The 25,912-nt window shown below is 62.6% G+C and carries 23 protein-coding genes; 10 read left to right on the forward strand and 13 right to left on the reverse strand.

What is annotated here, in order from left to right; genetic code table 11:
* From BLS41_RS08310 to BLS41_RS08325, 4 genes are all read right to left on the reverse strand, one after another.
* Complete coding sequence (locus BLS41_RS08310; RefSeq protein ID WP_074763862.1) at positions 1-1,161, reverse strand: DegT/DnrJ/EryC1/StrS family aminotransferase; 1,161 nt, start codon at positions 1,159-1,161, stop codon at positions 1-3.
* A gap of 303 nt (positions 1,162-1,464) precedes the next feature.
* Positions 1,465-1,836: an SMR family transporter gene (locus tag BLS41_RS08315; protein WP_074763863.1), complete on the reverse strand. Its 372-nt coding sequence runs from the start codon at positions 1,834-1,836 to the stop codon at positions 1,465-1,467.
* A 25-nt stretch (positions 1,837-1,861) separates the two neighbouring features.
* Complete coding sequence (locus BLS41_RS08320) at positions 1,862-3,625, reverse strand: ArnT family glycosyltransferase (RefSeq protein WP_074763864.1); 1,764 nt, start codon at positions 3,623-3,625, stop codon at positions 1,862-1,864.
* Between the two features lie 507 nt (positions 3,626-4,132).
* Positions 4,133-4,507 carry an Mth938-like domain-containing protein gene (locus BLS41_RS08325; protein ID WP_074763865.1) on the reverse strand — a complete coding sequence of 125 codons (375 nt, stop codon included), beginning with the start codon at positions 4,505-4,507 and terminating at the stop codon, positions 4,133-4,135.
* A 733-nt stretch (positions 4,508-5,240) separates the two neighbouring features.
* Here BLS41_RS08325 and BLS41_RS08330 point away from each other — a divergent pair.
* From BLS41_RS08330 to moaE, 6 genes are all read left to right on the forward strand, one after another.
* Positions 5,241-6,488, forward strand: coding sequence for a pyridoxal phosphate-dependent aminotransferase (locus BLS41_RS08330; protein WP_074766382.1), 1,248 nt, complete (start codon positions 5,241-5,243; stop codon positions 6,486-6,488).
* Positions 6,489-6,653: 165 nt separating this feature from the next.
* Positions 6,654-7,985 carry a homoserine dehydrogenase gene (locus BLS41_RS08335; RefSeq protein WP_074763866.1) on the forward strand — a complete coding sequence of 444 codons (1,332 nt, stop codon included), beginning with the start codon at positions 6,654-6,656 and terminating at the stop codon, positions 7,983-7,985.
* A gap of 8 nt (positions 7,986-7,993) precedes the next feature.
* Positions 7,994-9,445, forward strand: a complete 1,452-nt coding sequence (gene thrC, locus BLS41_RS08340) for a threonine synthase (protein ID WP_074763867.1) — start codon at positions 7,994-7,996, stop codon at positions 9,443-9,445.
* 245 nt (positions 9,446-9,690) lie between these two features.
* Positions 9,691-10,929 (forward strand): molybdopterin molybdotransferase MoeA, encoded by a 1,239-nt coding sequence (locus tag BLS41_RS08345; protein WP_074763868.1) that lies wholly within the window; start codon positions 9,691-9,693, stop codon positions 10,927-10,929.
* Positions 10,930-10,940: 11 nt separating this feature from the next.
* Positions 10,941-11,198 carry a molybdopterin converting factor subunit 1 gene (gene moaD, locus BLS41_RS08350; RefSeq protein WP_074763869.1) on the forward strand — a complete coding sequence of 86 codons (258 nt, stop codon included), beginning with the start codon at positions 10,941-10,943 and terminating at the stop codon, positions 11,196-11,198.
* Positions 11,199-11,257: 59 nt separating this feature from the next.
* Positions 11,258-11,725 carry a molybdopterin synthase catalytic subunit MoaE gene (gene moaE / locus BLS41_RS08355; RefSeq protein ID WP_074763870.1) on the forward strand — a complete coding sequence of 156 codons (468 nt, stop codon included), beginning with the start codon at positions 11,258-11,260 and terminating at the stop codon, positions 11,723-11,725.
* A gap of 90 nt (positions 11,726-11,815) precedes the next feature.
* Here moaE and BLS41_RS08360 read toward each other — a convergent pair whose 3' ends face one another.
* Complete coding sequence (locus tag BLS41_RS08360; protein ID WP_074763871.1) at positions 11,816-12,358, reverse strand: group III truncated hemoglobin; 543 nt, start codon at positions 12,356-12,358, stop codon at positions 11,816-11,818.
* A 365-nt stretch (positions 12,359-12,723) separates the two neighbouring features.
* On the opposite strand from BLS41_RS08360, the gene BLS41_RS08365 reads away from it, so the two are divergent.
* Entirely contained in the window at positions 12,724-13,227 is a 504-nt protein-coding gene (locus BLS41_RS08365) for an Rrf2 family transcriptional regulator (protein ID WP_074763872.1), read from the forward strand.
* A gap of 120 nt (positions 13,228-13,347) precedes the next feature.
* Positions 13,348-15,945 carry an ATP-dependent chaperone ClpB gene (gene clpB, locus BLS41_RS08370; RefSeq protein WP_074763873.1) on the forward strand — a complete coding sequence of 866 codons (2,598 nt, stop codon included), beginning with the start codon at positions 13,348-13,350 and terminating at the stop codon, positions 15,943-15,945.
* Between the two features lie 157 nt (positions 15,946-16,102).
* Here clpB and BLS41_RS08375 read toward each other — a convergent pair whose 3' ends face one another.
* Both BLS41_RS08375 and BLS41_RS08380 read right to left on the reverse strand, forming a co-directional pair.
* Positions 16,103-16,534: a YidB family protein gene (locus BLS41_RS08375; RefSeq protein WP_074763874.1), complete on the reverse strand. Its 432-nt coding sequence runs from the start codon at positions 16,532-16,534 to the stop codon at positions 16,103-16,105.
* A 192-nt stretch (positions 16,535-16,726) separates the two neighbouring features.
* A complete protein-coding gene (locus BLS41_RS08380; protein ID WP_074763875.1) occupies positions 16,727-17,305 on the reverse strand; it encodes a ComEA family DNA-binding protein in 579 nt (192 codons plus the stop codon).
* Positions 17,306-17,618: 313 nt separating this feature from the next.
* Here BLS41_RS08380 and BLS41_RS08385 point away from each other — a divergent pair, with 313 nt between their 5' ends.
* Both BLS41_RS08385 and BLS41_RS08390 read left to right on the forward strand, forming a co-directional pair.
* Entirely contained in the window at positions 17,619-18,119 is a 501-nt protein-coding gene (locus BLS41_RS08385) for a MerR family transcriptional regulator (protein WP_074763876.1), read from the forward strand.
* Complete coding sequence (locus tag BLS41_RS08390) at positions 18,071-18,499, forward strand: carboxymuconolactone decarboxylase family protein (RefSeq protein ID WP_074763877.1); 429 nt, start codon at positions 18,071-18,073, stop codon at positions 18,497-18,499. Before BLS41_RS08385 ends, BLS41_RS08390 begins: the two co-directional genes overlap by 49 nt.
* A gap of 242 nt (positions 18,500-18,741) precedes the next feature.
* On the opposite strand, the gene BLS41_RS08395 is transcribed toward BLS41_RS08390, so the two are convergent.
* The 6 genes from BLS41_RS08395 to BLS41_RS08420 form a co-directional block, all read right to left on the reverse strand.
* Positions 18,742-20,121, reverse strand: coding sequence for an MATE family efflux transporter (locus tag BLS41_RS08395; RefSeq protein WP_074763878.1), 1,380 nt, complete (start codon positions 20,119-20,121; stop codon positions 18,742-18,744).
* A 2-nt stretch (positions 20,122-20,123) separates the two neighbouring features.
* The gene (locus BLS41_RS08400) at positions 20,124-21,881 is read right to left on the reverse strand and encodes an ArnT family glycosyltransferase (RefSeq protein WP_074763879.1); all 1,758 of its coding nucleotides are present in this window, start codon (positions 21,879-21,881) and stop codon (positions 20,124-20,126) included.
* 357 nt (positions 21,882-22,238) lie between these two features.
* On the reverse strand, positions 22,239-22,505 hold the full coding sequence (locus BLS41_RS08405; protein WP_074763880.1) for a type B 50S ribosomal protein L31: 267 nt from the start codon (positions 22,503-22,505) through the stop codon (positions 22,239-22,241).
* Positions 22,506-22,769: 264 nt separating this feature from the next.
* Complete coding sequence (locus BLS41_RS08410) at positions 22,770-23,603, reverse strand: M90 family metallopeptidase (RefSeq protein WP_074763881.1); 834 nt, start codon at positions 23,601-23,603, stop codon at positions 22,770-22,772.
* Positions 23,604-23,618: 15 nt separating this feature from the next.
* The gene (locus BLS41_RS08415; RefSeq protein WP_074763882.1) at positions 23,619-25,175 is read right to left on the reverse strand and encodes an MFS transporter; all 1,557 of its coding nucleotides are present in this window, start codon (positions 25,173-25,175) and stop codon (positions 23,619-23,621) included.
* Entirely contained in the window at positions 25,172-25,783 is a 612-nt protein-coding gene (locus tag BLS41_RS08420) for a MerR family transcriptional regulator (RefSeq protein ID WP_074763883.1), read from the reverse strand. Before BLS41_RS08420 ends, BLS41_RS08415 begins: the two co-directional genes overlap by 4 nt.
* Positions 25,784-25,912: the final 129 nt, after the last annotated feature.

Consider the following 25,912-nt stretch of genomic DNA (forward strand, 5'->3'; position numbering starts at 1 on the left):
TTACTTTCCGTATTGTTCGCAAATTTCATTGACCGCGCGACAGACCCGCTCCACGTCGCCTTCGTTCATCAGCGTGAACAGCGGCAGCGTGACGGTGGTTTCGCCGAAGCGCTCCGCGTGCGGGAACATGCCTTCCTTGAAACCACGCTCGCGGTACAGCGTGAACAGGTGCAGCGCCGGGTAATGCACGCCCGAGCCGATGCCGCGCTCTTTCAGTTGACCCATGAAACCGGCGCGGTCGATCGACAGTTTCTCGAGCGGCAGCGTGATCTGGAACATGTGCCAGTTGCTGTTGTCGAGGTCGGCGAACGGCAGGCCGACTCCCAGTTCCGCCGCCGGGCCTTTGCCCAGGCCGGCGAAATAGAGGCGCACCAGCTTCTTGCGCTGCTCGATGAACCGCGCCATGTGCGGCAGTTGACCGAGCCCGACGCGCGCGGCGACGTCCGTCAGATTGTATTTGCCGCCGAGCACGTCGCAGTCCATGCCGTCGAAGCCCGTGCGGGTAATGCCTTGCAGCCGGTACTTCTGGGCCAGCAACGCTTCTTCCTCGTTGTTCAGCACCAGCGCGCCGCCTTCGATCGAAGTCAGATTCTTGTTCGCGTGGAAGCTGAACGACACGATGTCGCCGAGCTTGCCGATGCGCTCGCCGTTCCACGTCGAGCCGAACGCCTGCGCGGCATCTTCGATCACGCGCAGCTTGTGCTCGCGGGCGATCGCGTACAGGCGGTCCATATCGACCGGCAGGCCCGACAGATAAACCGGCAGCAGCGCCTTGGTGCGCGGCGTGATGGCCTTTTCCAGCAGATTCAGGTCGATGTTGCGGCTGACCGGATCGATGTCGACGAACACCGGCGTCGCGCCGACCTGCAGGATTACGTTGCAGGTGGACACCCAGGTGGCCGGGGTGGTGATGACTTCGTCACCGGGACCTACGCCCGCGATGCGCAGGCCGATTTCCATCGTCGCCGTGCCGGAATTGAACGTGCGCACCGGACGTCCGCCGCAGAACTCGGACAGCGCCGCTTCGAACTTCTGGTTCTGCGGACCGGTGGTGATCCAGCCGGAGCGCAGCACGTCGGCGACGCCCTGGATCGTTTCTTCATCGATCTCGGGTTTGACGAACGGCAAAAACGGCAAAACTGGAACTGTTGACTGGCTCATGAATGCTTCGCTCGATTGAGAGGGGCGCTACCCGAAGGGCGCGAAGTAAACCACAAACTACGCGCAAACCCAAGGCCGCGGCAAAAAAGGCGAAACCGTAAAGCTTACCGTGGCGGACCTTAAGTGTCGCTTAGCCAGACGGCGGGTCTGCTTACGGTATCTTGTACCGGCTGCGCCGGGCTAGCCGGCTTCGACAATAATCGGTAATAAATCGTTTCAGGCTGCGGGTTTCGGGCCGCGCGTGAACATCCGTTTCAAACCGCGCAGGTCGGGCTGACCAACCGTCTGGCCGCCACCATGCTCCTAGCTGCGCGCCAGCACCACCACGCCGATCAGGATGATGCCGATCCCGACCAGCTTCTGCACCGACATCACCTCGCCGAACAGATACCAGGCCGCAAACGCGTTGACGACGTAGCCGAGCGACAGCATCGGATACGCGATCGACACGTCGACCCGCGACAGTCCGACGATCCACACGACCACGCTGATCACATAGCATGCCAGGCCGCCGATCACCGGCGCCTGGGTCGCGAGCCGCCAGCCGATGGGCAGGATGTTCGCACGGGTGAATTCGAAGTGTCCAACGGCATTGGTGCCGGCTTTCAGCAGCAACTGCGCGCCGGCGTTCAGCGTCACGCCCGCGAGGATGCAAATGAGGGAAATCGGGTTCATCGAACGGTCAGATCCTGAGATGGGGTCATTGTTGTGGTTTTTCCACCGGCGACGGCGCGGACACAGCGGGGGCGGCGGGCGCGGCTTGCGGCGTCTGCGGCTGAAGCGGCTCCAGCGGCTTCATCACCACCACGCGACGCGAATCGCGCGCGATCACCTGCATCGGCAGACCTTGCGCGACGAAACGGTCGTAAGTCGACGGCGGGATCAGCGCGAGCGCGTAGCGGTCGGCCTTCCAGCGCTCGATCCACTGGTCGATCGACGGCACCCACTTCTGCGGTTCGACGGTCACGCCGAAGGTCAGTTCGTCGGCATGTTCGACCATGATCGTCGTATGGCCGACGTAGAACGGCAGTGTGTGATCGAGCACGCCGACCGAGTAGAACGGCGTATCGGGCGGCAGCTTCGCGAGTTCGGCCTTGATCGCGGGCGCGAGCAGGGCGCCGGAACTCTGGCGTCCGAACACGTCGTGACCCGTGCCGGCGATCGTGCCGAGCAGCAGCCACGCCGCCCCGAAACTGGCGACCGCGCCGAGAATCCCCGCCTTGCTGCTACGGTTCAGCCACAGCGCGGCCAGGGTCAGCACGAAAGCGACGCCGAGCGCAGCGAGCACCCAGCTCCGGTATTCGATGTACAGCTCGGCCGGATTGCGTCCGCTGCCGAGGCGCCCGAGGAACAGCGCCGCGAACGCCGCCACCACGAAGAACAGCGCATAGCCCGCCAGATGACGGCGCAGCTGGTCGCGCGTGACGAGCGGCAGGTACATGCCGATCAGCATCGCGATGGGCGGCGCAATCGGCAGCGTGTAGGACAGCAGCTTCGAGTGCGACGCGCTGAAGAACAGGAAGATGAAGACGGTCCACGTCATCATCAGCGTGACAGGAGCGAAGCCGTTCGGCTGACGCGGCTGGCGCCATGCGTGGCGCATGCTTTGCACCGTGATCGACAGCCACGGCAGGAAGCCCACCAGCAGCACCGGCACGAAGTAATAGAACGCGCCCGGACGGTTCTGCTCGGGCGTCAGATAGCGCTTGAACTGCTGGACGATGAAGAAGAAGTTCAGGAATTCGGGGTTGCGTTGCTGCACCAGCACGAACCACGGCGTGACGATCGCGAAGAACACGATCAGGCCGCCGATCAGATGCAGGCGCTTCCACAGCGCCCAGTCGCGCGCGATCAGCGTGTACAGCACCAGCACCGCGCCCGGCAGGATCACGCCGACCAGACCCTTCGACAGCACCGCGAGCGCCATCGACGCCCAGCAGATCCACATCCAGCCGCGTACGCAGCCGGTCGACAGGTTGGGGCGCTGCGCGAGCATCAGCGAGCACAGCGTCAGCGCCATCCAGAACGACAGGCCCATGTCGAGCGTGTTGAAATGGCCCATCAGGTTCCAGTACGGCGAACAGGCCAGCACGATCGCCGCGAATACGCCGGTCGCCGCGTTGAACACGCGCGCGCCGGTGAAGCCGATCAGCAGCACGCCGGCAAAGCCGGTCAGCGCGGTATAAAGCCGCGCCTGCCACTCGCCGATGCCGAACCACGCGAAGGTCAGCGCGTTCGCCCACGTTTGCAGCGGCGGTTTTTCGAAATACTTGTAGCCGTTGTAGCGCGGCGTGATCCAGTCGCCGGTGACGAACATCTCGCGCGCCATTTCGGCATAGCGGCCTTCGTCACTCGGCAGAAGGTGGCGCCAGCCGAGCGGCACGAACCAGATCACGGCGAGGGCCAGCACCAGCAGCAGGATCGTGGTGCGATTGAGCGGTAGCCTCGACGGCGTATCGTTCATGGATTTCAACCTGTTGGGCGACGCCGCGTACGCAGCGAAGCGATGTTGTCTGGAATCGGCAGCCGGCGATGCCAGGCGGCCTTTGGCGGGCGTCTGGGCATGAGGGCCACTGTACTGCTCGCCGTATGCTTTTCGGATTGCCGCCAGTTATCGACCGCCGGCCGCCGGCTACAGTCGCCTGGCCCAGACCCAAAGGCGCCCGAAGCCCGGCGACCAGCGCGAAGTGAGATCGATTCCGATGAATCGTCAGCGCACCGATGGCGCGCAGTGTACGTTATCGGCCTGGTCGCGGCGAGGGTGTGTGGGTCATCGCTGCGGCGGGCAGGCTGATCGTTCGATACGCAATGCATGGAGCGCGGACTTCCGTCCTGCCGGTCTACGCGCTTTCGGGCCGGGCCAGCAACGTAGGGAAGGCCATCAGGGGCTCAGCGAATCCACCCGGCAGGCTCTAAATGGCCTGCTAGCCGCCGAAGACCATGGCGAGGCCGCCCCCAACGTCCGCCGCCGCTACGCTTCGATCAGCAACGCGGCCGCGACCTTGCGGCCCTCGGCCATCAGAATGTTGTACGTGCGGCAGGCGGCCTTGAAATCCATCGTTTCGACGCCGATGCGCTTCGCGGTGAGCGCGGCGGTGAGTCGCGGATGCGGAAAGCGCAGCTTGTCGCCGCTGCCGAACACGACCACTTCCGGCGCGGAATCGACGAGCATTGCGAAATGCTCGGCGCTCAGTTGTTCGAACGACGCGACGGGCCACGGGACGACCGGTGCCTGCGGCAGTACGAGAATGCTGCCCGAATGGCGCACCAGATTGATTTCGACATAGTCGGCGCCGTAGCCGGTGACGGTGTTCAGGGCGGCGCTGGAATCCTGATGTAATTTCAAATTGATTTTCCGAAGTCGTCGAGAGACGTCGTGCGCGCCGGCGGGCCTGACCGGATGGAACGAAAGCAGGGCGGCGCGACGCGCGAGGAATACGAAAGGGCCGAAAAGGCTTGCCGTTGCGGGTGGTGCATTGCGGAAGTCGGCCAAAATCCGCTAAATTATAACTTTTTAGCCGCCTTGCGGCGCCCCTCGCCCAATCGCCGCCACAAGCCGCGCTGGGTGCATCGGCGCGGCCCACCGGCTACCTGCGCTGGTTTTGTACGCTTTCGGCCGCTTTTCGTCTGTTTTTTGTCCGCTGTTTTGCCCGTTTGTTTGTATCCCGGGTGGACTTCTGGTCTCGCTCCCAGGTTTTGTCTCGGGTGTTGGCTGGATCGGGTTAGCCGCCATCCGCCCGCATCGCGAGCCGAGAGGTTTCGATGCTGACGGACCGCCAGGCGGGTCCACCGAGCCGCCCAGTAAGCGGCGGGAAGATCGAAAAACGGCGATTCGCGCGGCAACTGAAGCGCGGCTAATCAACCCGTCGCTACCTGACAATGCCGGAAACAGCGTCGAAAAAGGAAGTCGAAAGCGGCGGTCCGAGGGCAGTCCCAATCGCGTCTGGCGGCCGTCGCCGGTCTGCCGCGCGCCCGAATCCACGACTCGGCGAACTTGCCCGTCCCGGCGTCCAGTGTCGTTACCCCGGCCGGCCGGTTCGCTCAAGCCGTCAAGCCATCAAGTCATTAACCAGGATGAAGTGCCCGCCGTGAAACCGATTCTCAAATCCAACAAGTTGTTGAATGTCTGCTATGACATTCGCGGGCCCGTCCTCGAACATGCGAAGCGGCTCGAAGAAGAAGGGCACCGCATCATCAAGCTGAACATCGGCAATCTCGCGCCGTTCGGCTTCGATGCGCCCGACGAAATCATTCAGGACATGATCCTGAATCTGCCGGGATCGTCCGGCTATTCCGACTCCAAAGGTGTGTTCGCCGCGCGCAAGGCGATCATGCATTACACGCAGCAAAAGGGCGTGCACGGCGTCGAACTGGACGACATCTACATCGGCAACGGCGCGTCCGAGCTGATCGTGATGGCGCTGCAGGGCCTGCTGAACGACGGCGACGAAGTGCTGCTGCCCGCGCCCGATTACCCGCTGTGGACCGCTGGCGTGAGCCTGTCGGGCGGCACGCCGGTGCACTACATCTGCGATGAGTCGAATCGCTGGATGCCCGATCTGGACGACATTCGCGCGAAAATCACGCCGAATACGCGCGCGCTCGTCGTGATCAACCCGAACAACCCGACCGGCGCGCTGTATTCCGACGAACTGCTGCTCGGCCTGATCGAAATCGCGCGCCAGCACGGCCTCGTGATCTTCGCCGACGAGGTCTACGACAAGATCGTCTACGACGGCAAGAAGCACACGGCGATGGCCGCGCTGTCCGACGACGTGCTCACCGTCACGTTCAACAGCCTGTCGAAGAGCTACCGTGCGTGCGGCTATCGCGCGGGCTGGATGTTCATTTCGGGCCTGACCGGCGAGAACCGCCGTAACGGTAAGGACTATTTCGAAGGCCTCGGCATTCTGGCGTCGATGCGCCTGTGCCCGAACGTGCCGGGCCAGTATGCGATCCAGACGGCGCTGGGCGGCTACCAGAGCATCAACGATCTGATCGTGCCGAGCGGCCGCCTGTACAAACAGCGCGAACTCGCGTATGACATGCTGACGGCGATCCCCGGCGTGAGCTGCGTGAAGCCGGAAGCGGCGCTGTACATGTTCCCGCGCCTCGACCCGAAAATTTATCCGATCAAGGACGACCAGCAGTTCATCCTCGATCTTCTGCTCGAAGAGCGCGTGCTGCTCGTGCAAGGCTCCGGTTTCAACTGGAAAACGCCGGATCACTTCCGCGTCGTGTTCCTGCCGAACGTCGACGATCTCGCCGATTCGATCAACCGGATCGCGCGTTTCCTCGACGGTTACCGCAAGCGTCACACGGCCTGACGCACAATGTGGCGCATGGCGCGCCACCTGATACCCGTTTCCTCGTGAGAAAACGCCGGGCCGCCTGAAGCGGCCGCCCAGGTTTTCTCATCCCCCTCGGGGGACTGGCGCAAAACGCCAGAGTTGGGGGCACTTTTTAATCACCTACTCGAAAACACACGCTGCATGGAACCGATCAAAGTTGGACTGCTGGGCTTCGGCACGGTAGGCAGCGGCACCTTCACGGTACTGCGTCGCAATCAGGAAGAAATCAAACGTCGCGCGGGCCGCGGCATCGAGGTTGCGCGCATCGCCGTGCGCAATCCCGCCAAGGCCACAGCAGCGCTCGGCACGGAAGCCGGCAGCGTCGCGCTGACCGATGACTTCAACGCGGTGGTCGACGATCCGTCGATCGACATCGTGGCCGAAATGATCGGCGGCACGGGCCTCGCTCGCGACCTCGTGCTGCGCGCGATCAAGAATCGCAAGCATGTCGTGACGGCCAACAAGGCGCTGCTCGCGGTGCACGGCACCGAAATTTTCGAGGCGGCGCGCGCCAATGGCGTGATGGTGTCGTTCGAAGCGGCGGTGGCTGGCGGCATTCCGATCATCAAGGCGCTGCGCGAAGGGCTGACGGCCAATCGCATCCAGTACATCGCGGGCATCATCAACGGCACGACGAATTACATCCTGTCGGAAATGCGTGACCGTGGGCTCGACTTCGCGACCGCGCTGAAGGCCGCGCAGGAACTGGGCTATGCCGAAGCCGATCCGACTTTCGATATCGAAGGCGTGGACGCCGCGCACAAGGCGACGATCATGAGCGCGATCGCGTTCGGCGTGCCGGTGCAGTTCGACAAGGCGTACGTCGAAGGCATCAGCAAGCTCGCCGCAATCGACATCAAATACGCGGAAGAACTCGGCTACCGCATCAAGCTGCTGGGCATTGCGCGCCGCGCTGAAAAGGGCATCGAGTTGCGCGTGCATCCCACGCTGATCCCGGAAAAGCGTCTGCTGGCGAACGTGGAAGGCGCGATGAACGCGGTCGTCGTGCACGGCGACGCAGTGGGCACCACGCTGTACTACGGCAAGGGCGCGGGCGCTGAGCCGACGGCTTCCGCCGTGGTCGCCGATCTGGTCGACGTGACGCGTCTGCATACGGCTGACCCGGAGCATCGCGTGCCGCATCTGGCGTTCCAGCCGGACAGCCTGTCGAACACGCCGATCCTGCCGATCGACGAAGTGACGAGCGGTTATTACCTGCGTCTGCGGGTGGCCGATGTGACCGGCGTGCTCGCCGACATCACGCGCATTCTCGCCGACACCGGTATCTCGATCGACGCGCTGTTGCAGAAGGAATCGGAGCAGGTCGACGCGAACGGCAAGGGCGAAACCGACATCATCCTGATTACGCACGAAACGGTTGAAAAGCACGTCAACGCGGCGATCAAGACGATCGAAGCGCTGAAGACCGTTGTCTCGCAAGTCACGAAGCTGCGCATGGAAGCGCTGAACTAGGCCGAACTATGAACTATCTCTCCACGCGCGGCGCCGGAGCCGGCGAGCATCACACCTTCTCGGACATCCTGCTGGGCGGTCTCGCGAAAGACGGCGGCCTGTATCTGCCCGCTGTCTACCCGCGCGTCACACCGGATGAACTCGCGCGCTGGCGCACGCTGCCGTACGCGGACCTCGCGTTCGAAGTGCTGTCGAAATTCGTCGACGATATCCCCGCCGACGACCTGCGCGCACTCACGCGCAAGACCTACACGGCCGAGACCTACTGCAACGTGCGCGACGACGAAAGCGCCGCGCAGATCACGCCGCTGAAAACGCTGGGCGTCGAGAGCGGCGCGACGCTGTCGCTGCTGGAACTGTCGAACGGTCCGACGCTCGCGTTCAAGGACATGGCGATGCAGTTGATCGGCAACCTGTTCGAATATGCGCTGGCCAAGCATGGTGAAACGCTGAACATTCTCGGCGCAACCTCGGGCGACACCGGCAGCGCTGCCGAATACGCGATGCGCGGCAAGAAGGGCATCCGCGTGTTCATGCTGTCGCCGCACAAGAAGATGAGCGCGTTCCAGACCGCGCAGATGTACAGCCTGCAAGACCCGAACATCTTCAACCTCGCGGTCGAAGGCGTGTTCGACCACGCGCAGGACATCGTCAAGGCCGTGTCGAACGATCACGCGTTCAAGGCGAAGTACAAGATCGGCACGGTCAACTCGATCAACTGGGCGCGGGTCGTCGCGCAGGTCGTCTACTACTTCAAGGGCTATTTCGCCGCCACGAAGAGCAATGACGAGCGCGTGTCGTTCACGGTGCCGTCGGGCAATTTCGGCAACGTCTGCGCGGGTCACATCGCGCGGATGATGGGTCTGCCGATCGAGAAGCTGGTGGTCGCCACGAACGAAAACGACGTGCTCGACGAGTTCTTCCGCACCGGTATTTATCGCGTGCGCAAAGCGGCTGAGACGTATCACACGACCAGCCCGAGCATGGACATTTCGAAGGCGTCGAACTTCGAGCGTTTCGTGTTCGATCTGCTCGATCGCGATCCGGCGCGTGTGTTGCAACTGTTCCGCGACGTCGAAGAAAAGGGCGGTTTCGATCTCGCGGCGAGCGGCGATTTTGCCCGCGTGAAAGAGTTCGGTTTCGTGTCGGGTCGCAGCAGCCACGACACGCGCGTGGAGACGATCCGCGACGTGTTCGAGCGTTACGACACGATGATCGACACGCACACCGCCGACGGTCTGAAGGTGGCGCGCGAGCATCTGCAAGCGGGCATTCCGATGATCGTGCTGGAGACTGCACAGCCGATCAAGTTCGGCGAGACGATCCGCGAGGCGCTGTTGCGCGAACCGGAGCGGCCCGCTGCGTTTTCGGGCCTGGAGTCGCTGCCGCAGCGCTTTGAAGTGTTGCCGGCCGACGCACAGCGCGTGAAGGACTTTATCGTCGCGAACACCGGCGAATAAGCGGGCGAGTAAAAGTAGGACTACGAGTAGGACCAGGATTGGGCAGGCCTTGCAGCCTGCCCAGCCTTGATTGCAGCATGAAATAGGCAGATACCGCTTGCCATGCATTTCCCCAGGCAAGCGTTCCCGAACAGAAATTCCTCCATAACGCCGTGCTGCCCAGGCTGACGGCATCGACCGCTACAATGTTCTTTTAACCAGCGGCTTCGAAATTCCCGATGTCCACACCGACGCCCCGCGCCCCGATGCTCGCCACTGCCGACGCGTTGGCGACCTTGCTCAGCGCCGCCAGCCCGATCGCCGGCACCGAATCGATTCCCACGTTGCAGGCGCTGAACCGCGTGCTTTCCGCGGATGTCATCTCGCCGCTAGACGTCCCGCCGATGAACACCAGCGCGATGGACGGCTACGCGATCCGCACGGCCGACCTCACGCAACCGGGCAGCACCCGTTTGCCCGTCTCGCAGCGCATCCCGGCAGGTCACGCACCCACGCCGCTCGCGCCCGGCAGCGCGGCGCGCATCTTCACCGGCGCGACGGTGCCGCCCGGCGCGGACGCGATCGTGATGCAGGAGCAAGCCGAATCCACGAGCGATGAAGTCACGATTCTGCATACCCCGCAAGCCGGCGAATGGATCACGGCTCAAGGCGCGGATATCCGCAACGGCTCGGTCATTCTGCCCGCGGGCACACGGCTGACGCCGCAGGCGCTTGGATTGGCGGCGTCAGTGGGCTGTGCTCAGCTGGAGGTGCGCCGCCGCGTCAAGGTCGCCGTTTTCTTTACCGGCGACGAACTGACCATGCCCGGCGAGCCGCTGAAACCCGGCGCAATCTACAACTCGAATCGCTTTACGTTGCGCGCGCTGCTGGACAGGCTCGGCTGCGAAGTCACCGACTACGGCATCGTCGCCGACAAGCTCGATGCGACCCGCGCCACGTTGCGCGAAGCCGCTCAGGCGCACGATCTGATTCTGACCTGTGGCGGCGTGTCCGTCGGCGAGGAAGATCATGTGAAACCGGCGGTGGAGGCCGAAGGGCGCCTGGCGATGTGGCAGATTGCAATGAAGCCCGGCAAGCCGCTCGCGTTCGGTGCGGTGCGCCGTGATGACGCGGCGGGGCCGGGATCAATGTCGGCGTCTGCGGAAACCTTTTTTATCGGCTTGCCGGGCAATCCGGTTTCCAGTTTCGCGACCTTCCTGCTGTTCGTGCGGCCGTTCCTGCTGCGCCTCGCAGGCGTCGAGGCCGTCGCGCCTCGCGCGCTGTCGCTGCGCGCCGACTTCACCCAGAAAAAAGCCGATCGACGCAATGAGTTCCTGCGTGCGCGTATCAACGCCGAGGGTGGGCTCGATCTGTTCGCCAATCAGAGTTCCGCCGTGCTGACGTCGACGGTTTGGGGCGACGGCCTGATCGACAATCCGCCGAATCACGCGATCAGCGCGGGCGAAACCGTGCGCTTCATTCCATTTTCCGAATTGCTGAACTGAAAGCCGTCCCGATGAAGATTCAACTTCGATATTTTGCAAGCGTGCGCGAAGCGCTCGATCTGGCCAACGAGTCGGTCGAACTGCCTGACGGCATCGCGACCGTCGGCGATGTGCGCGCGTGGCTGCGCGTGCGCGGCGGAGTCTGGGCCGACACCCTCGCCGAAGGCCGCGCGCTGCGCATGGCCTGCAATCACGTAATGACCGACCCCGGCACGCGCGTGACCGAAGGTTGCGAAGTCGCGTTCTTTCCCCCCGTCACGGGCGGTTGAGCGGCGCTGCTTCGACCGGATCCAACCTCAAACCACGCCCAATCGCCCAGGAGTTCTCCATGCCCGTTCGCGTCCAGACGGAAGATTTCGACCTCACCGCCGAGGTCGCCGCGTTGCGCGCGCGTAATCCGAAGATCGGAGCGGTCGCGTGCTTCGTCGGCACCGTGCGCGATCTGAACGACGGCAGCACCGTCGAGACGATGGAGCTCGAACACTATCCGGGTATGACGGAGAAGTCGCTCGAAGCGATCGTCGTGAGTGCGCGGGAGCGTTGGCCGGGCATCGACGTTTTGATCGTGCACCGGGTCGGCAAGCTTTATCCGCTCGACCAGATCGTGCTGGTGGCGACGACGGCCGCGCATCGCGGGGAGGCGTTTGCGTCGTGTGAATTTGTGATGGACTATCTGAAAACCCAGGCGCCGTTCTGGAAGAAGGAGAAAACCGAAGCCGGCGAGCGCTGGGTCGACGCCCGTGTCACCGATGATGCTGCGCTGGCGCGCTGGGGTGTCGAATCGGGCAATCGGTAAGGCGCGGCTTAAGCCAGCGCCTGCATTTGCCCAATCACAACGACGCGTGGCCTGAAAAACGCACGCTGCCCGCGCCCGGCCGAACCCGTCTCAGTCATCTCGCCCGCGCCCGATGATCCGCGTTGGAAACGGCTCTCCAGCCGGACGCTTTGTGTGATGCGCGTCGTCATCGTCGCGCGGACGGCGTGGTGCAATCCGCTCCAGCAATTCCTGCTGCTCCACCGGAATCTTGTAGTCCCAACCGAACTTGCTCAACTGCAAGCTCTGCGCGATCCGCAGCGCCGGCTCCATGAACCTGACCGCCGCCGCAGGCTGGTAGCGCGACTCGACCGTATCCAGAAACAGATACAGCCAGCGGCTGAAATGTTGCGGCTCGACGCCCTCGATCGGCTGATGCGCCTGCTGCACGTTGCCGCGATACTGCTTTGCCCCAAGCACGAGGCTGCCCCAGAACGTACACATTTTCGGCAGATGATCGTCCCAGCGCCCAGCCAGCGTGGCGTCGAAAACAGGGCCGAGCAACGGATCGGCGCGCACCCGGTCGTAGAAGCCGTACACGAGGTCGCGAATATTCGCCTCGGTCGGCTCGGCGGCGCGTTCGACCACCGGCGCGGCGGGAAAAGAGGGGTTCATGCGAATTCCAGAAAAAAACGGCTTCCAATGGCGCAGGCGCGGCTCGCAACGCTGGTTCGCGAGTACCTGGAAGGGTTCGCGCCAGGTTCCGGCAAATATTGCCAGAGGTCGTCGGATGCGGCGTCGACCCATGCGTTAACGAAATGAGAAGGGCAGCGATTACCCCGCTTTTCGCACGAATGGTTTATGCGGGAAACGCTACCATTAGTCACGAGAGAACAAGAAAGAACCCCGTCTGACGTAGCGCAGAAAAATCAAACATGCGTAACGCCTGCATCTTAGGGCGAAGCAGCGGCCCCCGGCAACCCTTGCATCGACGCGGTTATCCTCGAATCGCGGCCTGCGCGCATCGTGATATCTGCCCTATGAGACTCACCGACTATACGGATTACTCACTACGCGTCCTGCTATATCTCGCCGTGCGAGGTGCAGGATTGTCGACCATTCAGGATATTTCGAATGCGTACGGAATTTCCAAGAATCATCTGATGAAAGTCGTGCAGCAACTCGGCGAACGCGGTTGGGTCGAGACGGTGCGCGGCCGCAATGGCGGCCTCCGTATTGCGGAGCGAACCCGCCTGCTGACCGTAGGCGAGGTCGTCCGTGCGACGGAAAGCGACTTCGCGGTGGTCGCGTGTCTGCCCGATCAGCAGGGGGTGCAGCGCTCCTCCTGTGTAATCACGTCGCAGTGCCGGCTACGCGGCGCGCTTCAGGCCGCGAGCAATGCGTTCCTCGCCGAACTCGACCGCTACACGATCGACCAGGTCGCGCAGCCGCAGGCACCGCTGGCCGCGCTGCTCGGCTTGAGCAGCGTCATCCCCATCGTGCCGCTCGCGCCGGTCGCGGGTAGCCCCGCACCGGCTCCCTGATCCGGGGCAGGTGGTTCCTTCGCGTCAAATGTTAAATAGTTGCCTTTGAGCGCAAAAAAGCGCTTGAAACCTGAAGAAAACGCCTCAATTTGGTGGTAATCGAAAATTGGAGGTCTCTTGATGAGAATCGACAAGCTCACCACTAAGTTCCAGGAAGCGCTCTCGGATGCGCAGAGTCTGGCCGTCGGCCATGACAATCAATATATCGAACCGGTTCACGTGTTGTCGGCGCTGGTCGCCCAGCAGGATGGCTCGGCTCGCTCGCTGCTCTCGCGTGCCGGCGTGCACGTGCAGGCGCTGCAAACCGCGCTGAACGACGCGATGACGCGTCTGCCGCAAGTTCAGGGCACGGACGGCAATGTCCAGATCGGCCGCGAATTGACCGGCCTGCTGAACCAGGCGGACAAGGAAGCGCAAAAGCTCAACGACACGTTCATCGCAAGCGAAATGTTCCTGCTCGCGGTCGCGGACGACAAAGGCGAAGCCGGCCGCGTCGCGCGCCAGCACGGCTTGTCGCGGAAGTCGCTCGAAAGCGCGATTGCGGCGGTGCGCGGCGGCTCGCAGGTACATAGCCAGGACGCCGAAAGCCAGCGCGAAGCGCTGAAGAAGTACACGGTGGACCTGACCGAGCGGGCGCGGGCCGGCAAGCTCGACCCGGTGATCGGCCGCGACGACGAAATCCGTCGCTCGATCCAGATCCTGCAACGCCGTACCAAGAACAATCCGGTGCTGATCGGCGAACCGGGCGTGGGTAAGACCGCGATCGTCGAAGGACTGGCGCAACGGATCGTCAACGGTGAAGTGCCAGAAACGCTGAAGGGCAAGCGCGTATTGTCGCTCGACATGGCCGCGCTGCTGGCCGGCGCGAAATATCGCGGCGAGTTCGAAGAACGGCTGAAGGCCGTGCTCAGCGACATCGCCAAGGACGAAGGTCAAACCATCGTCTTCATCGACGAAATTCATACGATGGTCGGTGCAGGCAAGGCCGAAGGCGCGATGGACGCGGGCAACATGCTGAAGCCGGCGCTTTCGCGCGGCGAGCTGCATTGCGTCGGCGCGACCACGCTCGACGAGTACCGCAAGTACATCGAGAAGGATGCGGCGCTCGAACGCCGGTTCCAGAAGGTGCTGGTCGACGAGCCGTCGGTGGAAGCGACCATCGCGATCCTGCGCGGCTTGCAGGAAAAGTACGAACTGCATCACGGCGTGGACATCACGGACCCGGCGATCGTCGCGGCGGCGGAACTGTCGCATCGCTACATCACCGACCGTTTCCTGCCGGACAAGGCAATCGATCTGATCGACGAAGCCGCGTCGAAGATCAAGATGGAAATCGACTCGAAGCCTGAAGAGATGGACCGGCTCGACCGTCGTCTGATCCAGTTGAAGATCGAGCGCGAAGCCGTCAAGAAGGAAAAAGACGAAGCGTCGCAAAAACGTCTGCAACTGATCGAAGAAGAAATCGAGCGTCTGAATCGCGAATATTCGGACCTCGAAGAAATCTGGACCGCGGAAAAGGCGGCAGTGCAGGGCAGCGCGCAACTGAAGGAAGACATCGAGAAAACGCGCGCGGAAATCACGCGTTTGCAGCGTGAGGGCAAACTCGAAAAGGTTGCGGAGTTGCAGTACGGCAAATTGCCGGAACTGGAAGCGCAGTTGAAGGCGGTGACCCAGGCCGAGGCTGTCGAGCAGACCAATCCGCAGCGTCCGCGTCTGTTGCGCACGCGGGTCGGCGCGGAGGAAATCGCGGAAGTCGTGTCGCGTTCCACTGGTATTCCTGTCTCGCGGATGATGCAGGGCGAGCGCGAAAAGCTGTTGCAGATCGAAGAAAAACTGCACAACCGCGTGGTCGGTCAGGACGAGGCGATCAGCGCCGTGGCCGATGCGATCCGCCGCTCGCGTGCGGGTCTGTCGGATCCGAATCGTCCGTATGGTTCGTTCCTGTTCCTCGGGCCAACCGGGGTGGGCAAGACCGAGCTGTGCAAGGCGCTGGCGTCGTTCCTGTTCGATTCGGAGGATCACCTGATCCGCATCGACATGAGCGAGTTCATGGAGAAGCACAGCGTCGCGCGCCTGATCGGTGCGCCGCCGGGATACGTCGGCTATGAAGAGGGCGGTTACCTGACCGAAGCCGTGCGCCGCAAGCCGTATAGCGTGATCCTGCTCGACGAAATCGAGAAGGCGCATCCGGACGTGTTCAACGTGCTGCTGCAGGTGCTCGACGACGGCCGCATGACCGATGGCCAGGGCCGTACGGTGGACTTCAAGAACACGGTCATCGTGATGACGTCGAACCTCGGTTCGCAGGTGATCCAGGCGATGGTCGGCGAGCCGCAGGAAGCGGTCAAGGACGCGGTCTGGGAAGAAGTAAAGCTGCATTTCCGGCCCGAGTTCCTGAACCGGATCGACGACGTTGTGGTGTTCCATGCGCTTGACCGCTCGAACATCCAGTCGATCGCGCGGATCCAGTTGGAGCGTCTGCACGAACGGCTCGCGAAGCTCGACATGCAGCTGCTGGTGTCGGACGAGGCGTTGGAGCACATCGGCAAGGTCGGCTACGATCCGCTGTTCGGCGCGCGGCCATTGAAGCGCGCAATCCAGCAGGAGATCGAGAATCCGGTCGCCAAGCTGATTCTGGCCGGCAAGTTCGGTCCGAAAGATGTGATCCCGGTCGAAGTCGACGAGGGCAAACTGGTGTTCGAACGCGTCGTGCATTAAGCGCGGCCCATGCGTGGAGCGGTGTTTGATCGAGCCGCTCCACGCATGTCAAAAAGCGGCAACGAAGGTAACTTCGTTGCCGCTTTTTTTTCGCCAATGCGCTGTGTGCTCTACCGCTTGTCACATCAGGCGGCAAGCGGAGTAAGACGCCTGCTTATCAGGCGTTGTTTTTATTGCCAAACAGCGCCGACAACCCGCCGAGCGCGCCCAGCACGGTCGTCGCGTTCAGCTTGCCTTCAGCCGGCACTTCGCCTTCGGGCGTCGCCGCGTTGACCACGTGCGGCAGGATTTGCGACAGCAGGCCCGTGACCTGATCCGGCTCTACGCCGGCCTTCGCCGCGAGGTTCGTGACGGTGTCGGAGCCGAGCACGCTGTGCAGCGCATCCGGCGCGATCGGCTGGTTTTCGCCGTTGCTGACCCACGACGACACCACGTCGCCGAGACCTTTTTCCTTGAAACGTTCGATCAGCCCATTCAGGCCGCCCGGCTGGTTATTGACGAATTCGAGTGCGGCTGAAACCAGTTGTTGCTGGCCACCGCCTTCAGGGGATTTCCCAATCAGGGAACCGATAGTGTCGAGTAGGCTCATGACGGTCTCTCTTGAGTGCCGACGCGTGATTGACGAGTCAGCGGGTGAAAACGCCGCGCGGTTGCGCGGCGCGGTGGGATGGTGGACGGCAGCGGGGCGGTGTCGAGGTTTGCATCACCTGTATCGTGGATCATGTGCCGCTCCTCTCTCGGCCCGCCGCCAGCCCTTATCTCTTTGCGAAGGCCGTTACGCTCAGCTCGAAGCCGCCGCAGCCGATGCAGCCTTGCTCTTCCTGGCCTTCTTTTTCGATGCCTTGGTGCCCGATGCATCGGCGGGGGCTGCCGCAGCCGGTGCTGCCGGCGCGGATGCCGCCGCTGCATCGGATGCCGCGGCCTTGCTCTTCTTCTTCGACTTTTTGCTGCTGGACGCCGGTTCCGCTGGCGCTGCCAGTGTCGTAGCCGCTGTCGTGGTGGCGGGTGCGGCAGTGGTCGCGGCCGGGGCTGCCTTGCTGCTTGCCGTGCTGCTGGACTTCGGCGCGGCCTTGACGCCCGCTGGCGGCGCCGACGAACCGTTGATCGTCAAGCCGGCCGCCTCGAGGTTGGTGACGGATTTGGTGCCGATACCCTTGACGCGAGTGGCGAGATCGTCGGCGTCTTTGAACGGGCCATTCTTCGTGCGTTCGTCGATGATCGCCTTTGCGTGGACCGGGCCGATACCTTTGACCGATTCGAGCGCCGCCTGATCGGCGGAATTGACTTCAACCGCCGCCGCGAATCCGGCCGACAGCGACAAAGCCAAAGCAACGCAAAGCATTAAAAGCTTCTTCAGCATGGCAAGCACTCCATTGAGGGCAAAAAGTAGTTAGCCGGGAACGGACGACGCATTCTGTCAGCGGGCGCTGCGCTTAAGCATAGGACAAATCGCAGGCCCTTATTCGCGAACGCGGACGATTTATACCGATCGATTCATGACAAGTAAATCAGGCCAGACAATATTTAAACCTTTTGCCTAGCATTAGGCTGGTCTGGGTTTATCGATTAATGCCGTCAGTCATAAAAAATGACAATGCAGACAAATGACATCGACGAAGACATTCACAGGCGCTTGACTTAGAGTGCACTCGAAGTCCTAACCTGAGTCTGTCATGTCGAAAATCTCCACCGCACTCACCATCGGGCAGGTCGCCGAAACGATTGGCGTGTCCACGCATACGCTGCGCTATTACGAGCAGGCCGGGCTGATCCGGCCGGTCGGGCGCACGCAGGCGGGGCATCGGCTGTATTCGCCCGCCGACCTCGACTGGTTGCGTTTCGTGATGCGTCTGAAAGCGACCGGCATGCCGATCGCCGGAATGCAGGCTTTCGCGGCATTGCGCACGCAGGGGCAGCCGACGCTGCCCGCGCGTCGCGACCTGCTGGTGGCGCATCGGGATGCGGTTTTGGCGCGGATTGCCGAACTGCAACTGAACCTCGACGCGATCGTCGACAAGATCGCGTATTACGAGGACGAGGTGGCCGCACAGCAGGCCGCAAACGGTGATGCGGCCCGGCAGATTGACGACAATCCATCGATCTCACATTCGGAAAAGGACTCACCATGGACCACCAGCACAACGACCGCTACGCCCGAGGCTGGGACAAGCTGAAGGAAATCGACGGCTCGACCGGCGAGCAGGTGATTGCGGCACTCGCGCCGATTGCGCCGGACTTCGGCCGTCTTCTGATCGAATTCGGTTTCGGCGATATCTACAGCCGCCCGCAACTCGATTTGCGATCGCGTGAAATCGCGACGATTGCGTCGCTGGCGACGCTGGGTTGCGCGCAACCGCAGTTGAAGGTGCATATCGAGGCGGCGTTGAACGTCGGCTGCACGCGTGACGAGATTGTCGAGGTGTTTATGCAGATGGCGTTGTACGCGGGTTTTCCGGCGGCGTTGAATGCGTTATTTGCGGCGAGGGAGGTTTTCGAGCGTCATGACGCGAGGAGCGGAGAGGCTGCGAACACGGCGACCGTAGAGGTGGTGTGATGTCGAGGTAGGCGGCAGAGGGCGGCTACGTTTTTGACGGGAGCCGCTTTTTGTTAGGCCTTAAACGCAACTAACCGTAAATTTTAGAGTGATACTGCGAAGTGGAGCTAGGGGTGATATCCAGGACGCCTGTTTATCAGCAGGGCGGCATGTTTTGATGCCGGGGCAGTGGAGGCTCGTGTAACTAACGCAGACAACCTCTCAGATCACCCAATGCGCGAAACGCGAGCTGCCAGACCCCCTCAAGCCACCGAATCCGCTGCCCGCGCTGCATCAACCCGCAAATACCGTTTGCTCACCACTCGCCAGTAAGCCAGCAAACCTACTCCAGCAATTGCCAGGCTGGCCGTATTCGCAACCCAGAAGCCCCGCGCGCCGGTCAGCCACTCGGGTATGACACCGCCGACATCGAACCCCAGCAGATACCCGCCGCCCAATCCAACGCCCCACAGCGCGATCGCATAGATCACCGTCGGCACGACCGCCACCTTGTAGGCACGCAGCACGAACGCCGTGGTGATCTGCAATGCATCGAACAGGTGATAGCAGACGACGATCAGCACGAGCGGCATGGCGGCTGCCATAACCTGCACGTCCGGCGTATAGCCTTTGATGATGTAAGGCCGCAGCACCAGCACGATCGCCCCATAACAGCACGCGATCGCCACCGCCATCGCGATGCCGTGCCGCGACAGCGTGCGCGCCGCTTCCGGCCGTCCTGCGCCGAGCGCCTGAGCGACCAGCGTCGACGCAGCGATGCCGATCGACAGCGGCGTCATGTAAAGCACCGCGCCGATGTTGCCGGCGATCTGGTGGCCCGCAAGCGTCGTCGTCCCGAAGCGCGCGATGAACAGCGCCATGAAGGTGTACGACGTCACCTCGATCAGATACGACAGACCCATCGGAATGCCCAGCCGCAACTGGGCGGCTTGCCGTCGCCAGATCGGCCAGCAGAAGTGCGAAAAGATCGCGAATGGTTTGAACACATCGACCCGCGTCAGCAGCACCATGCCGACGCTGGCCAGCGCCCAGTTGATTGCCGTGCTGGCGAGTGCGCAACCCGGTCCGCCGAGCGGCGGAATGCCCCATCCGCCGAAGATAAACCACGTGTTGAGCGGAAACTTCAGCAGGAGCGCGCCGACTTGCAGAATCATCACGAGCCGCGGCTTGCCCACGGCATTGCTGATCGAACTGTAGATCCGGAAAATCAGCCCGGCCGGCAAGCCGAACGCCAGAATCCGCAGATACGAGAGCGTGCGATCGTGCAGCGCTTCGGGCACGCGGGCCAGGTGAAGGATCGGTTCGGGAAAAAACAGGATCAGGAAGCCGATCACATTCAGCGCGAGCGCCAGCCACAGCGACTGGCGAACTTCCTCGCCGATTTCGGCCTCGCGGCGCGCGCCGTAAAGTTGCGCGGTGATCGGCTGAAGCGCGGTCAGAATGCCGGTCAGGCCGATGTAGACGGAAATATAGATCGATGAACCGAGGCCGAGCGCGGCCAGATCGACCGCGGAGTAACGGCCGACCATGGCCGTATCGATCACGCCGAACGCGATGATCGCCAACTGGCCGATCAGCACCGGCCAGGCAAGCGCGGCGATTTTTCGCGCATCGGCGAGCATGGTCAGCTGGCCGGCTTGTGGTAAGTGCGGCGCTTGACAGCCGGCGGCTTCGGCCGGTCGATGCGCACGTACAGCCGGAAACGTTCGTCGCGGTCGGCCACGCGACGGCCTTCCCATACCAGCTTCCAGATGTAGTCGGGCATGGCGCTCGGATCGCCGTATTCGGTCGCGTCCTGACGCAGGATCACGTCGCAATCCTGGTCGAACGAGAAGTGCATGTCGCCGAAATACGCGAAGGTCGCGAGTTGCGCGTTACCGAGCCGCACGGGCGAAATGCACGTGTAGTCTTCCGGCAGATGGCTGGCGATCTGCTCGGCGACATCCTTATAAGTCCGGCTGTAGTTGACGACGGGCAGCCAGAGCGTCATCAGCAGCACCCACATCAGTGTCGTGCCGGCGCTCGAGAGCACCACGCTGCGCCACAAGACCTTCGGATGACGCGCGAGACGCCAGCGCACCAGCACGAACCAGCACGCCGTCACGGCAACCGCGCACACGAACGACAGAATCTTGAACTGCGGCGCGAATCCCGGCGCGAGACGCGCGAGGTTGCGCGCGAGCGGATGCGGAAAACCGGTCAGCCCTGCCACGTAGACCAGCCACACGAAGCTGCCGAGAATCGTGAAGCTCAACAGCGCGAACCAGTCGATCGCGTTAATCGCGCCGCGCTTGAGCGTGGGCAGCGCGAACGTGGCGAGCACCGCTAGCGGCGGCAGCAACAGCATGTAAAGCCGGTTCGACTGATGGCTTTGCAGGATCACCAGCACCAGCAGCGGCCCGATCACCGACAGCGGAATCGCCACGTGCGGCGCGCGTCGCAGGCCCTTCCAGCTAAACCACGCCCACACGGCCAACGGCCATGCCGGCCACGTGAACAGCGGCAGATTTTTCAGCGCGTACGCTGCGACCGATCCGGGGGGGCCTGCGAACGAACTCAGGCTGACGTGCAGCCACTGGTTCAGATACCAGACGGCGTCGTCGGGATAAGCGGAGAGGGCGGCGATCGGCCAGGCGACGGACACCACGAGCGCAACCGGCAAGCCGGCCAGCAGCAGCCAGCGGGAGCGCCCTTCGCGCACGATCAGGCTCATCGCCAAGGTGCCGAGCAGCAGCGCGCCCACCAGCACCGGGCTGCTCGCCAGCGTGACGAGCCCGAGCGCGAGGCCCCAGATCGCCGCGCCTTGCACCGGCTTGTCGATCATCCGCACCAGGCCGTACACGAGCATCGCAATGCCGACGAACTGTGCGAGTTGCGGAGTGGTTTCGTGGCCGCGCTCGGCCAGGCCGAAGCAGGCGAGCAGGATCAGCAGCGCGCCGTCGGCAAGCGTGCGGCCGTAGTCGCGCGGTTCCGGCTCTCCGCCGAACGCGTATTTGAACGGTTGCACCTCGGCGCGGCGGCCGAGCAGGTAGGCGGCATACCAGACGAACGCACAGCCCGCGCAGAACAGCAGGCCGGTGAACACGCGCGACGCGTTACTCGCATCGACCCACGGCGCGAGCGCGCGGATCGCACTGGCGCCGAGCCAGTAGCCGAGCGGGCCGTCTTCGGTCATGTACTTGCCGAGCAGATTCGGCAGTAGCCAGTCGTGCGCGTTGCCGTTCGCCATGGTCCACATGACACCGAAACCGGCCGCGTCCTCGTTTTTCCAGGGATCGCGCCCGAATAGCCCGAACGCCGCGTAGACGATACAGATGGTCAGCAGCAGCCAGCGCGGGAGCGCACTGGTCGCGGAGGCAGTCAGACGAACGACAGGTCTCATGCGGTATGTTGAAATTGGGTAAGCGATGCTGCCGGGACCGGACGCATGTCCGGCTGGAATGGCCCCTCTGGAGCATCCGGCATTGTAGTCGGGCGATGCAATGCACGTCACGGCTGGTAACGGCCCGCAACGTGGTTGTGAAAGCTGTTACACGGTGCCGGACGTTTCAGGCAACGGTGATTGCCTTCGCCGTTGCTGAGCCGCGAGGCCGCGCAGCGATAGGCAACCTGCTAATCGGGTTGGGTGCGCGGCATGAATAAGCGGCCGGATACGCGAGGCCAGGCGACAAAAAAGGGCAGCTCGCGCTGCCCTTTTTTGCTGCTTCGTTGCCGGCATAAACCGGCGACGAGGCGGGTATTACTTCGCTGCTGCCTTGCCGGTAGCGCGCGAACCGAACTTCTTGTTGAACTTCTCGACGCGGCCTGCCGTGTCCATGATCTTTTGCTGGCCGGTGTAGAACGGATGCGATTCCGACGACACTTCGATCTTGGCGAGCGGGTAGGTCTTGCCGTTGAATTCGGCGGTTTCACGCGTCAGGATGGTCGAGCGCGTAACAAACTTGAAGTCGATCGACATGTCGACGAACAGGACTTCGCGGTAATCCGGGTGAATGCCTTCTTTCATGGTCTTTCCTTTAATCTGGCGGTAGCCAACCCGCGAGCAGCCGCGTTTGAGCGGACAGCATCTAGGCGCGAGCCACTTGCCTGTGGTCGAAAAACGGCGATTATGCCAGAAAATCAGTCCCTTGGCGACTTTTGTGCCAGCTGTTCGCGAGCAGTTCGGGGTGTTTCGATTTTTGTCGAGCGTGATTCGAGGCTGCCGGCGCAGGGCGGGGCGGAATCCTTGTGCAGCGGGCGTTTGCCCGCTGCGTAGCAGCCTTTCGCGGAACTAGCCTTGGGTGAACGTGACCCCCACCCGTGCCGGATCCTGCCGGTAATAGCGCGCCAACAACCGATAAAGCTCCGGATATTCCGCCTCGAACGCCTGCGGTTTCACGAACAGCGCCTCGCTGCAAACGGCAAAAAATTCCGATGGATGATCGGCCGCGTACGGATCGATCAGCGATTCACGCTCGAAACGCGCCCAGCGACGCTCCGGCACCGCATCGACTTTCGCGCAAAAATGATCGTACGCGTGGTCGAACACGTCGCTCCACGCCTGCGAATCGAGCGGCGCGTGCCAGCGGCGCATCAACGGCGGGTGGCCGTCCGCTTCGCCGTTCAGCATGTCGATCTTGTGCGCGAATTCGTGGATCACGACGTTGTACGCCTCCGCGCCGTCCGTCATTTGCGCGTCTTCCCACGACAGGACCACCGGGCCGCCTTCCCACGCTTCGCCGCTCGCATCCTGTTCGACTTCGTGAACGACGCCGTCTTCGTCCTCGACGGTCTTGCGGATCACGAACTCGCCCGGATAGACGATCACGCCGACCCAGCCGCGGTACAGGTCAAGATCCAGATTCAGCACCGGCAAACACGCCTGCGCGGCAATCGCCACGGTCATCGCGTCGGTCAACTCGAGTTCGTGCGCAGTCGAAAATTCCTTTCGCGCGATGAACAGGCTCGCCAGTTCTCGCAGACGCGCGAGATCCGGCGCGTCGAGATAGGCGAGGAACGGCAGGCCGTCGAGTGTCGCTTGCCATAACGTGTCGTCGATGGCGTAGTCGCGCAGCGCACGGTCGCGGCGGCGCGTGCCCAGCCATTGAGTGAGTTTCGAGAGCATGGTCCGATGAAACTCCTAGTCGATCTGTTTCTGCCACGCGGCAAAAATACCGCCGGCAATCGCGACGCCAATCAGAAAATAGAAGCCGTCGAGCGAGGTCAGAAAGCTGGCCTGCTGCGTGACCATCCGGCTGATTTCGACGATCGCCAGCGAGTGCGCCTGCGATGCCGGATGACCGCTGGCGGCAAAGCCGTTTGTCAGCGTGGCAAGCGTGTTCTGGAACAGCGGATTGTACGGATTCACGAACTCCGCGAGGCGCGTTTGATGCAATGCCTGCCGATGCTGTTCGACGATGATCACCGAGGCCGTCGCGAACGAGATCGTCAATTGCCGCACGATATTTTTCAGCCGGTAACCGTGCGTGAATTCTTCGATCGCGAAGATTCTGAACGTCAGATTCGCGACCGGCAACACGATGAACAGCAACAGCAGTCCGCGCAGCAGCAGCGGTACGATCAACGCTTGTTCGCCGACACCCGGCGACATGCGCGTCATCCACGCCGCGGCGAAGGCGGCGACCGCGAAGCCCGGCACGATGATCCACTTTTTGCGCGGCAACAGCTTCGCATAACGCAGATAGACGAACAGCGCGCTCGCGGAAATCAGCGACGTCACGCCGACCAGTTGCCCCGCATTCTCGACCGGATAGCCGAGGCCGCTTTCGAGAAAGCGTGAGATCTGGTAACTGAACACCGTCGAGATGTAGTAATAGAACATGTACAGCACGAGGCCAACCTGGAAGACTTTTTCGCGCAGCGCGTGCAACCGCATCAGCGGCGATGGATGGTGCCACTGCTGATACACGAACCAGGCGAGCGCGCCGATGCCGGCCACCGTCAGCAGGATCAGTCCCGGCGAAGCGCTGAACAACTGGAAGCGCACCTGCTGCATGACAATCTGCAGCGCGCCTTGCGCGAATGCGAAGATCAGATACGGCCAGAAATGCGCGGTTCCGCGTTCTTCCGGCAGACGGTTGCCGGAATCGGGCAACGCGAGCAAAGCCAGCACCGCGAACAGCACGCCAACGGGCGCCGTGCAAGCGAACAGCGCGCGCCAGTCGAAATGCGCGACCAGTTGACCGCCGATCAGCGGCGCGAGCGCGCTGCACAGAACGATCAGCAGCAGAAACGCGCGCGTGGCGGCGGGCCGCTGCTGCGGCGTGAAACTCATCTGGATCAGGATGCGGCAGGTGCCCATCATCGGGCCGATAAAGTAGCCCTGAAAGCCGCGTGCGAGCGCCAGTTCAATCGACGATTCGCAGAGTGCGGCGGCGACCGCGCCGGCGGAATAGAGCAGCATGCAGCCGGCGACGTAGCGCCGGTAACCGAAACGGTCCACCCACCATTGCTGCTGAAGGATGCCGAGCACTGCCGCGACCGCGTAGGAACTCGAGGCCCACACCAGTTCATCGGGCGATGCATTGATGCCGCCGGCGATGTAGCTGGTGAAAAACGAAAAGATCGAGTTGTCGAAATAGTCGAGGCCGGTGACAACTGCCAGCACCCACGGGAAGAAATCGCCGCGTAGTTTTTCGACGCTGAATAGCGCCACGCGGGATGACGCCGTGGTCATGACGATTCGCCCGGTATAGATGCGTCCGGCGTGATGTCGTCCGGTTCGGATTTGCGGGTGTTTTTGGCGCGTTTTGGGGACGGTGCGCTAGCCGCTTTGGCCGATTTCGCGCTGTTGGATGCTTTCGTGGCCTTTGCTACTTTCGCCGCCGCGTTGCGCCGCTGTTCAAGCAGCGTGTCCGCATTTTCACCGGCGAGGCGTCGTTCGAGATAGTCGAGGTCGGGACTCAGTTCGGCGCGCAATTTTTGCGCTTCCTTCAACTCGCGACGCATCGTTTCGATACGCGCGTCGAGCGCTTCGACCTGCTCGGCGATGGCGTCGCGGATCTGCTGCAACGACTCGGTGGAAAAGCGATGCCCGCCGTCGACAGGTTCGAGCGGACGTTTGAGCATTTCAGTTACGCCATGCAGCGAAAAGCCCAGCGACCGCAAACGCAAAATGCGACCGAAGCGCTTCAGGTCCTCCTCGTCGTACAGTCGGTAACGACCTTCGCTGCGGGTGGGCGATACGAGGCCGCGTTCCTCGTAGTACTTCAGCGTACGCGGCGTCACACCGAGGCGTTCAGCGGCGTCGCGTACGGTGAGCAGGGCGGACGAGTCCTTCGGCATAGAGAATTGCAGGCGTGGCGGATTGGTCGCATTGTACTCCAACGTGTACGTTCACGTTCAGGTTGTCCGGCACGGGCGGGTTGGTCGGGCGTGCTTCGTAAGACCGGAAGCAACAAAGCGGGCAGACGT

The sequence above is a fragment of the Paraburkholderia fungorum genome, from assembly GCF_900099835.1.
In the GTDB taxonomy this organism is placed as follows: domain Bacteria; phylum Pseudomonadota; class Gammaproteobacteria; order Burkholderiales; family Burkholderiaceae; genus Paraburkholderia; species Paraburkholderia fungorum_A.

Coding starts and splice junctions, on each gene's coding strand:
- BLS41_RS08380 (WP_074763875.1), bottom strand. CDS start 17,305: ATGCTGAAGAAGCTTTTAATGCTTTGCGTTGCTTTGGCTTTGTCGCTG.
- BLS41_RS08420 (WP_074763883.1), bottom strand. CDS start 25,783: ATGCCGAAGGACTCGTCCGCCCTGCTCACCGTACGCGACGCCGCTGAA.
- BLS41_RS08390 (WP_074763877.1), top strand. CDS start 18,071: ATGGACCACCAGCACAACGACCGCTACGCCCGAGGCTGGGACAAGCTG.
- BLS41_RS08400 (WP_074763879.1), bottom strand. CDS start 21,881: ATGAGACCTGTCGTTCGTCTGACTGCCTCCGCGACCAGTGCGCTCCCG.
- clpB (WP_074763873.1), top strand. CDS start 13,348: ATGAGAATCGACAAGCTCACCACTAAGTTCCAGGAAGCGCTCTCGGAT.
- BLS41_RS08320 (WP_074763864.1), bottom strand. CDS start 3,625: ATGAACGATACGCCGTCGAGGCTACCGCTCAATCGCACCACGATCCTG.
- BLS41_RS08310 (WP_074763862.1), bottom strand. CDS start 1,161: ATGAGCCAGTCAACAGTTCCAGTTTTGCCGTTTTTGCCGTTCGTCAAA.
- BLS41_RS08385 (WP_074763876.1), top strand. CDS start 17,619: ATGTCGAAAATCTCCACCGCACTCACCATCGGGCAGGTCGCCGAAACG.
- BLS41_RS08365 (WP_074763872.1), top strand. CDS start 12,724: ATGAGACTCACCGACTATACGGATTACTCACTACGCGTCCTGCTATAT.
- BLS41_RS08315 (WP_074763863.1), bottom strand. CDS start 1,836: ATGAACCCGATTTCCCTCATTTGCATCCTCGCGGGCGTGACGCTGAAC.
- moaE (WP_074763870.1), top strand. CDS start 11,258: ATGCCCGTTCGCGTCCAGACGGAAGATTTCGACCTCACCGCCGAGGTC.
- BLS41_RS08345 (WP_074763868.1), top strand. CDS start 9,691: ATGCTCGCCACTGCCGACGCGTTGGCGACCTTGCTCAGCGCCGCCAGC.
- moaD (WP_074763869.1), top strand. CDS start 10,941: ATGAAGATTCAACTTCGATATTTTGCAAGCGTGCGCGAAGCGCTCGAT.
- BLS41_RS08360 (WP_074763871.1), bottom strand. CDS start 12,358: ATGAACCCCTCTTTTCCCGCCGCGCCGGTGGTCGAACGCGCCGCCGAG.
- BLS41_RS08335 (WP_074763866.1), top strand. CDS start 6,654: ATGGAACCGATCAAAGTTGGACTGCTGGGCTTCGGCACGGTAGGCAGC.
- BLS41_RS08415 (WP_074763882.1), bottom strand. CDS start 25,175: ATGACCACGGCGTCATCCCGCGTGGCGCTATTCAGCGTCGAAAAACTA.
- BLS41_RS08410 (WP_074763881.1), bottom strand. CDS start 23,603: ATGCTCTCGAAACTCACTCAATGGCTGGGCACGCGCCGCCGCGACCGT.
- thrC (WP_074763867.1), top strand. CDS start 7,994: ATGAACTATCTCTCCACGCGCGGCGCCGGAGCCGGCGAGCATCACACC.
- BLS41_RS08375 (WP_074763874.1), bottom strand. CDS start 16,534: ATGAGCCTACTCGACACTATCGGTTCCCTGATTGGGAAATCCCCTGAA.
- BLS41_RS08395 (WP_074763878.1), bottom strand. CDS start 20,121: ATGCTCGCCGATGCGCGAAAAATCGCCGCGCTTGCCTGGCCGGTGCTG.
- BLS41_RS08405 (WP_074763880.1), bottom strand. CDS start 22,505: ATGAAAGAAGGCATTCACCCGGATTACCGCGAAGTCCTGTTCGTCGAC.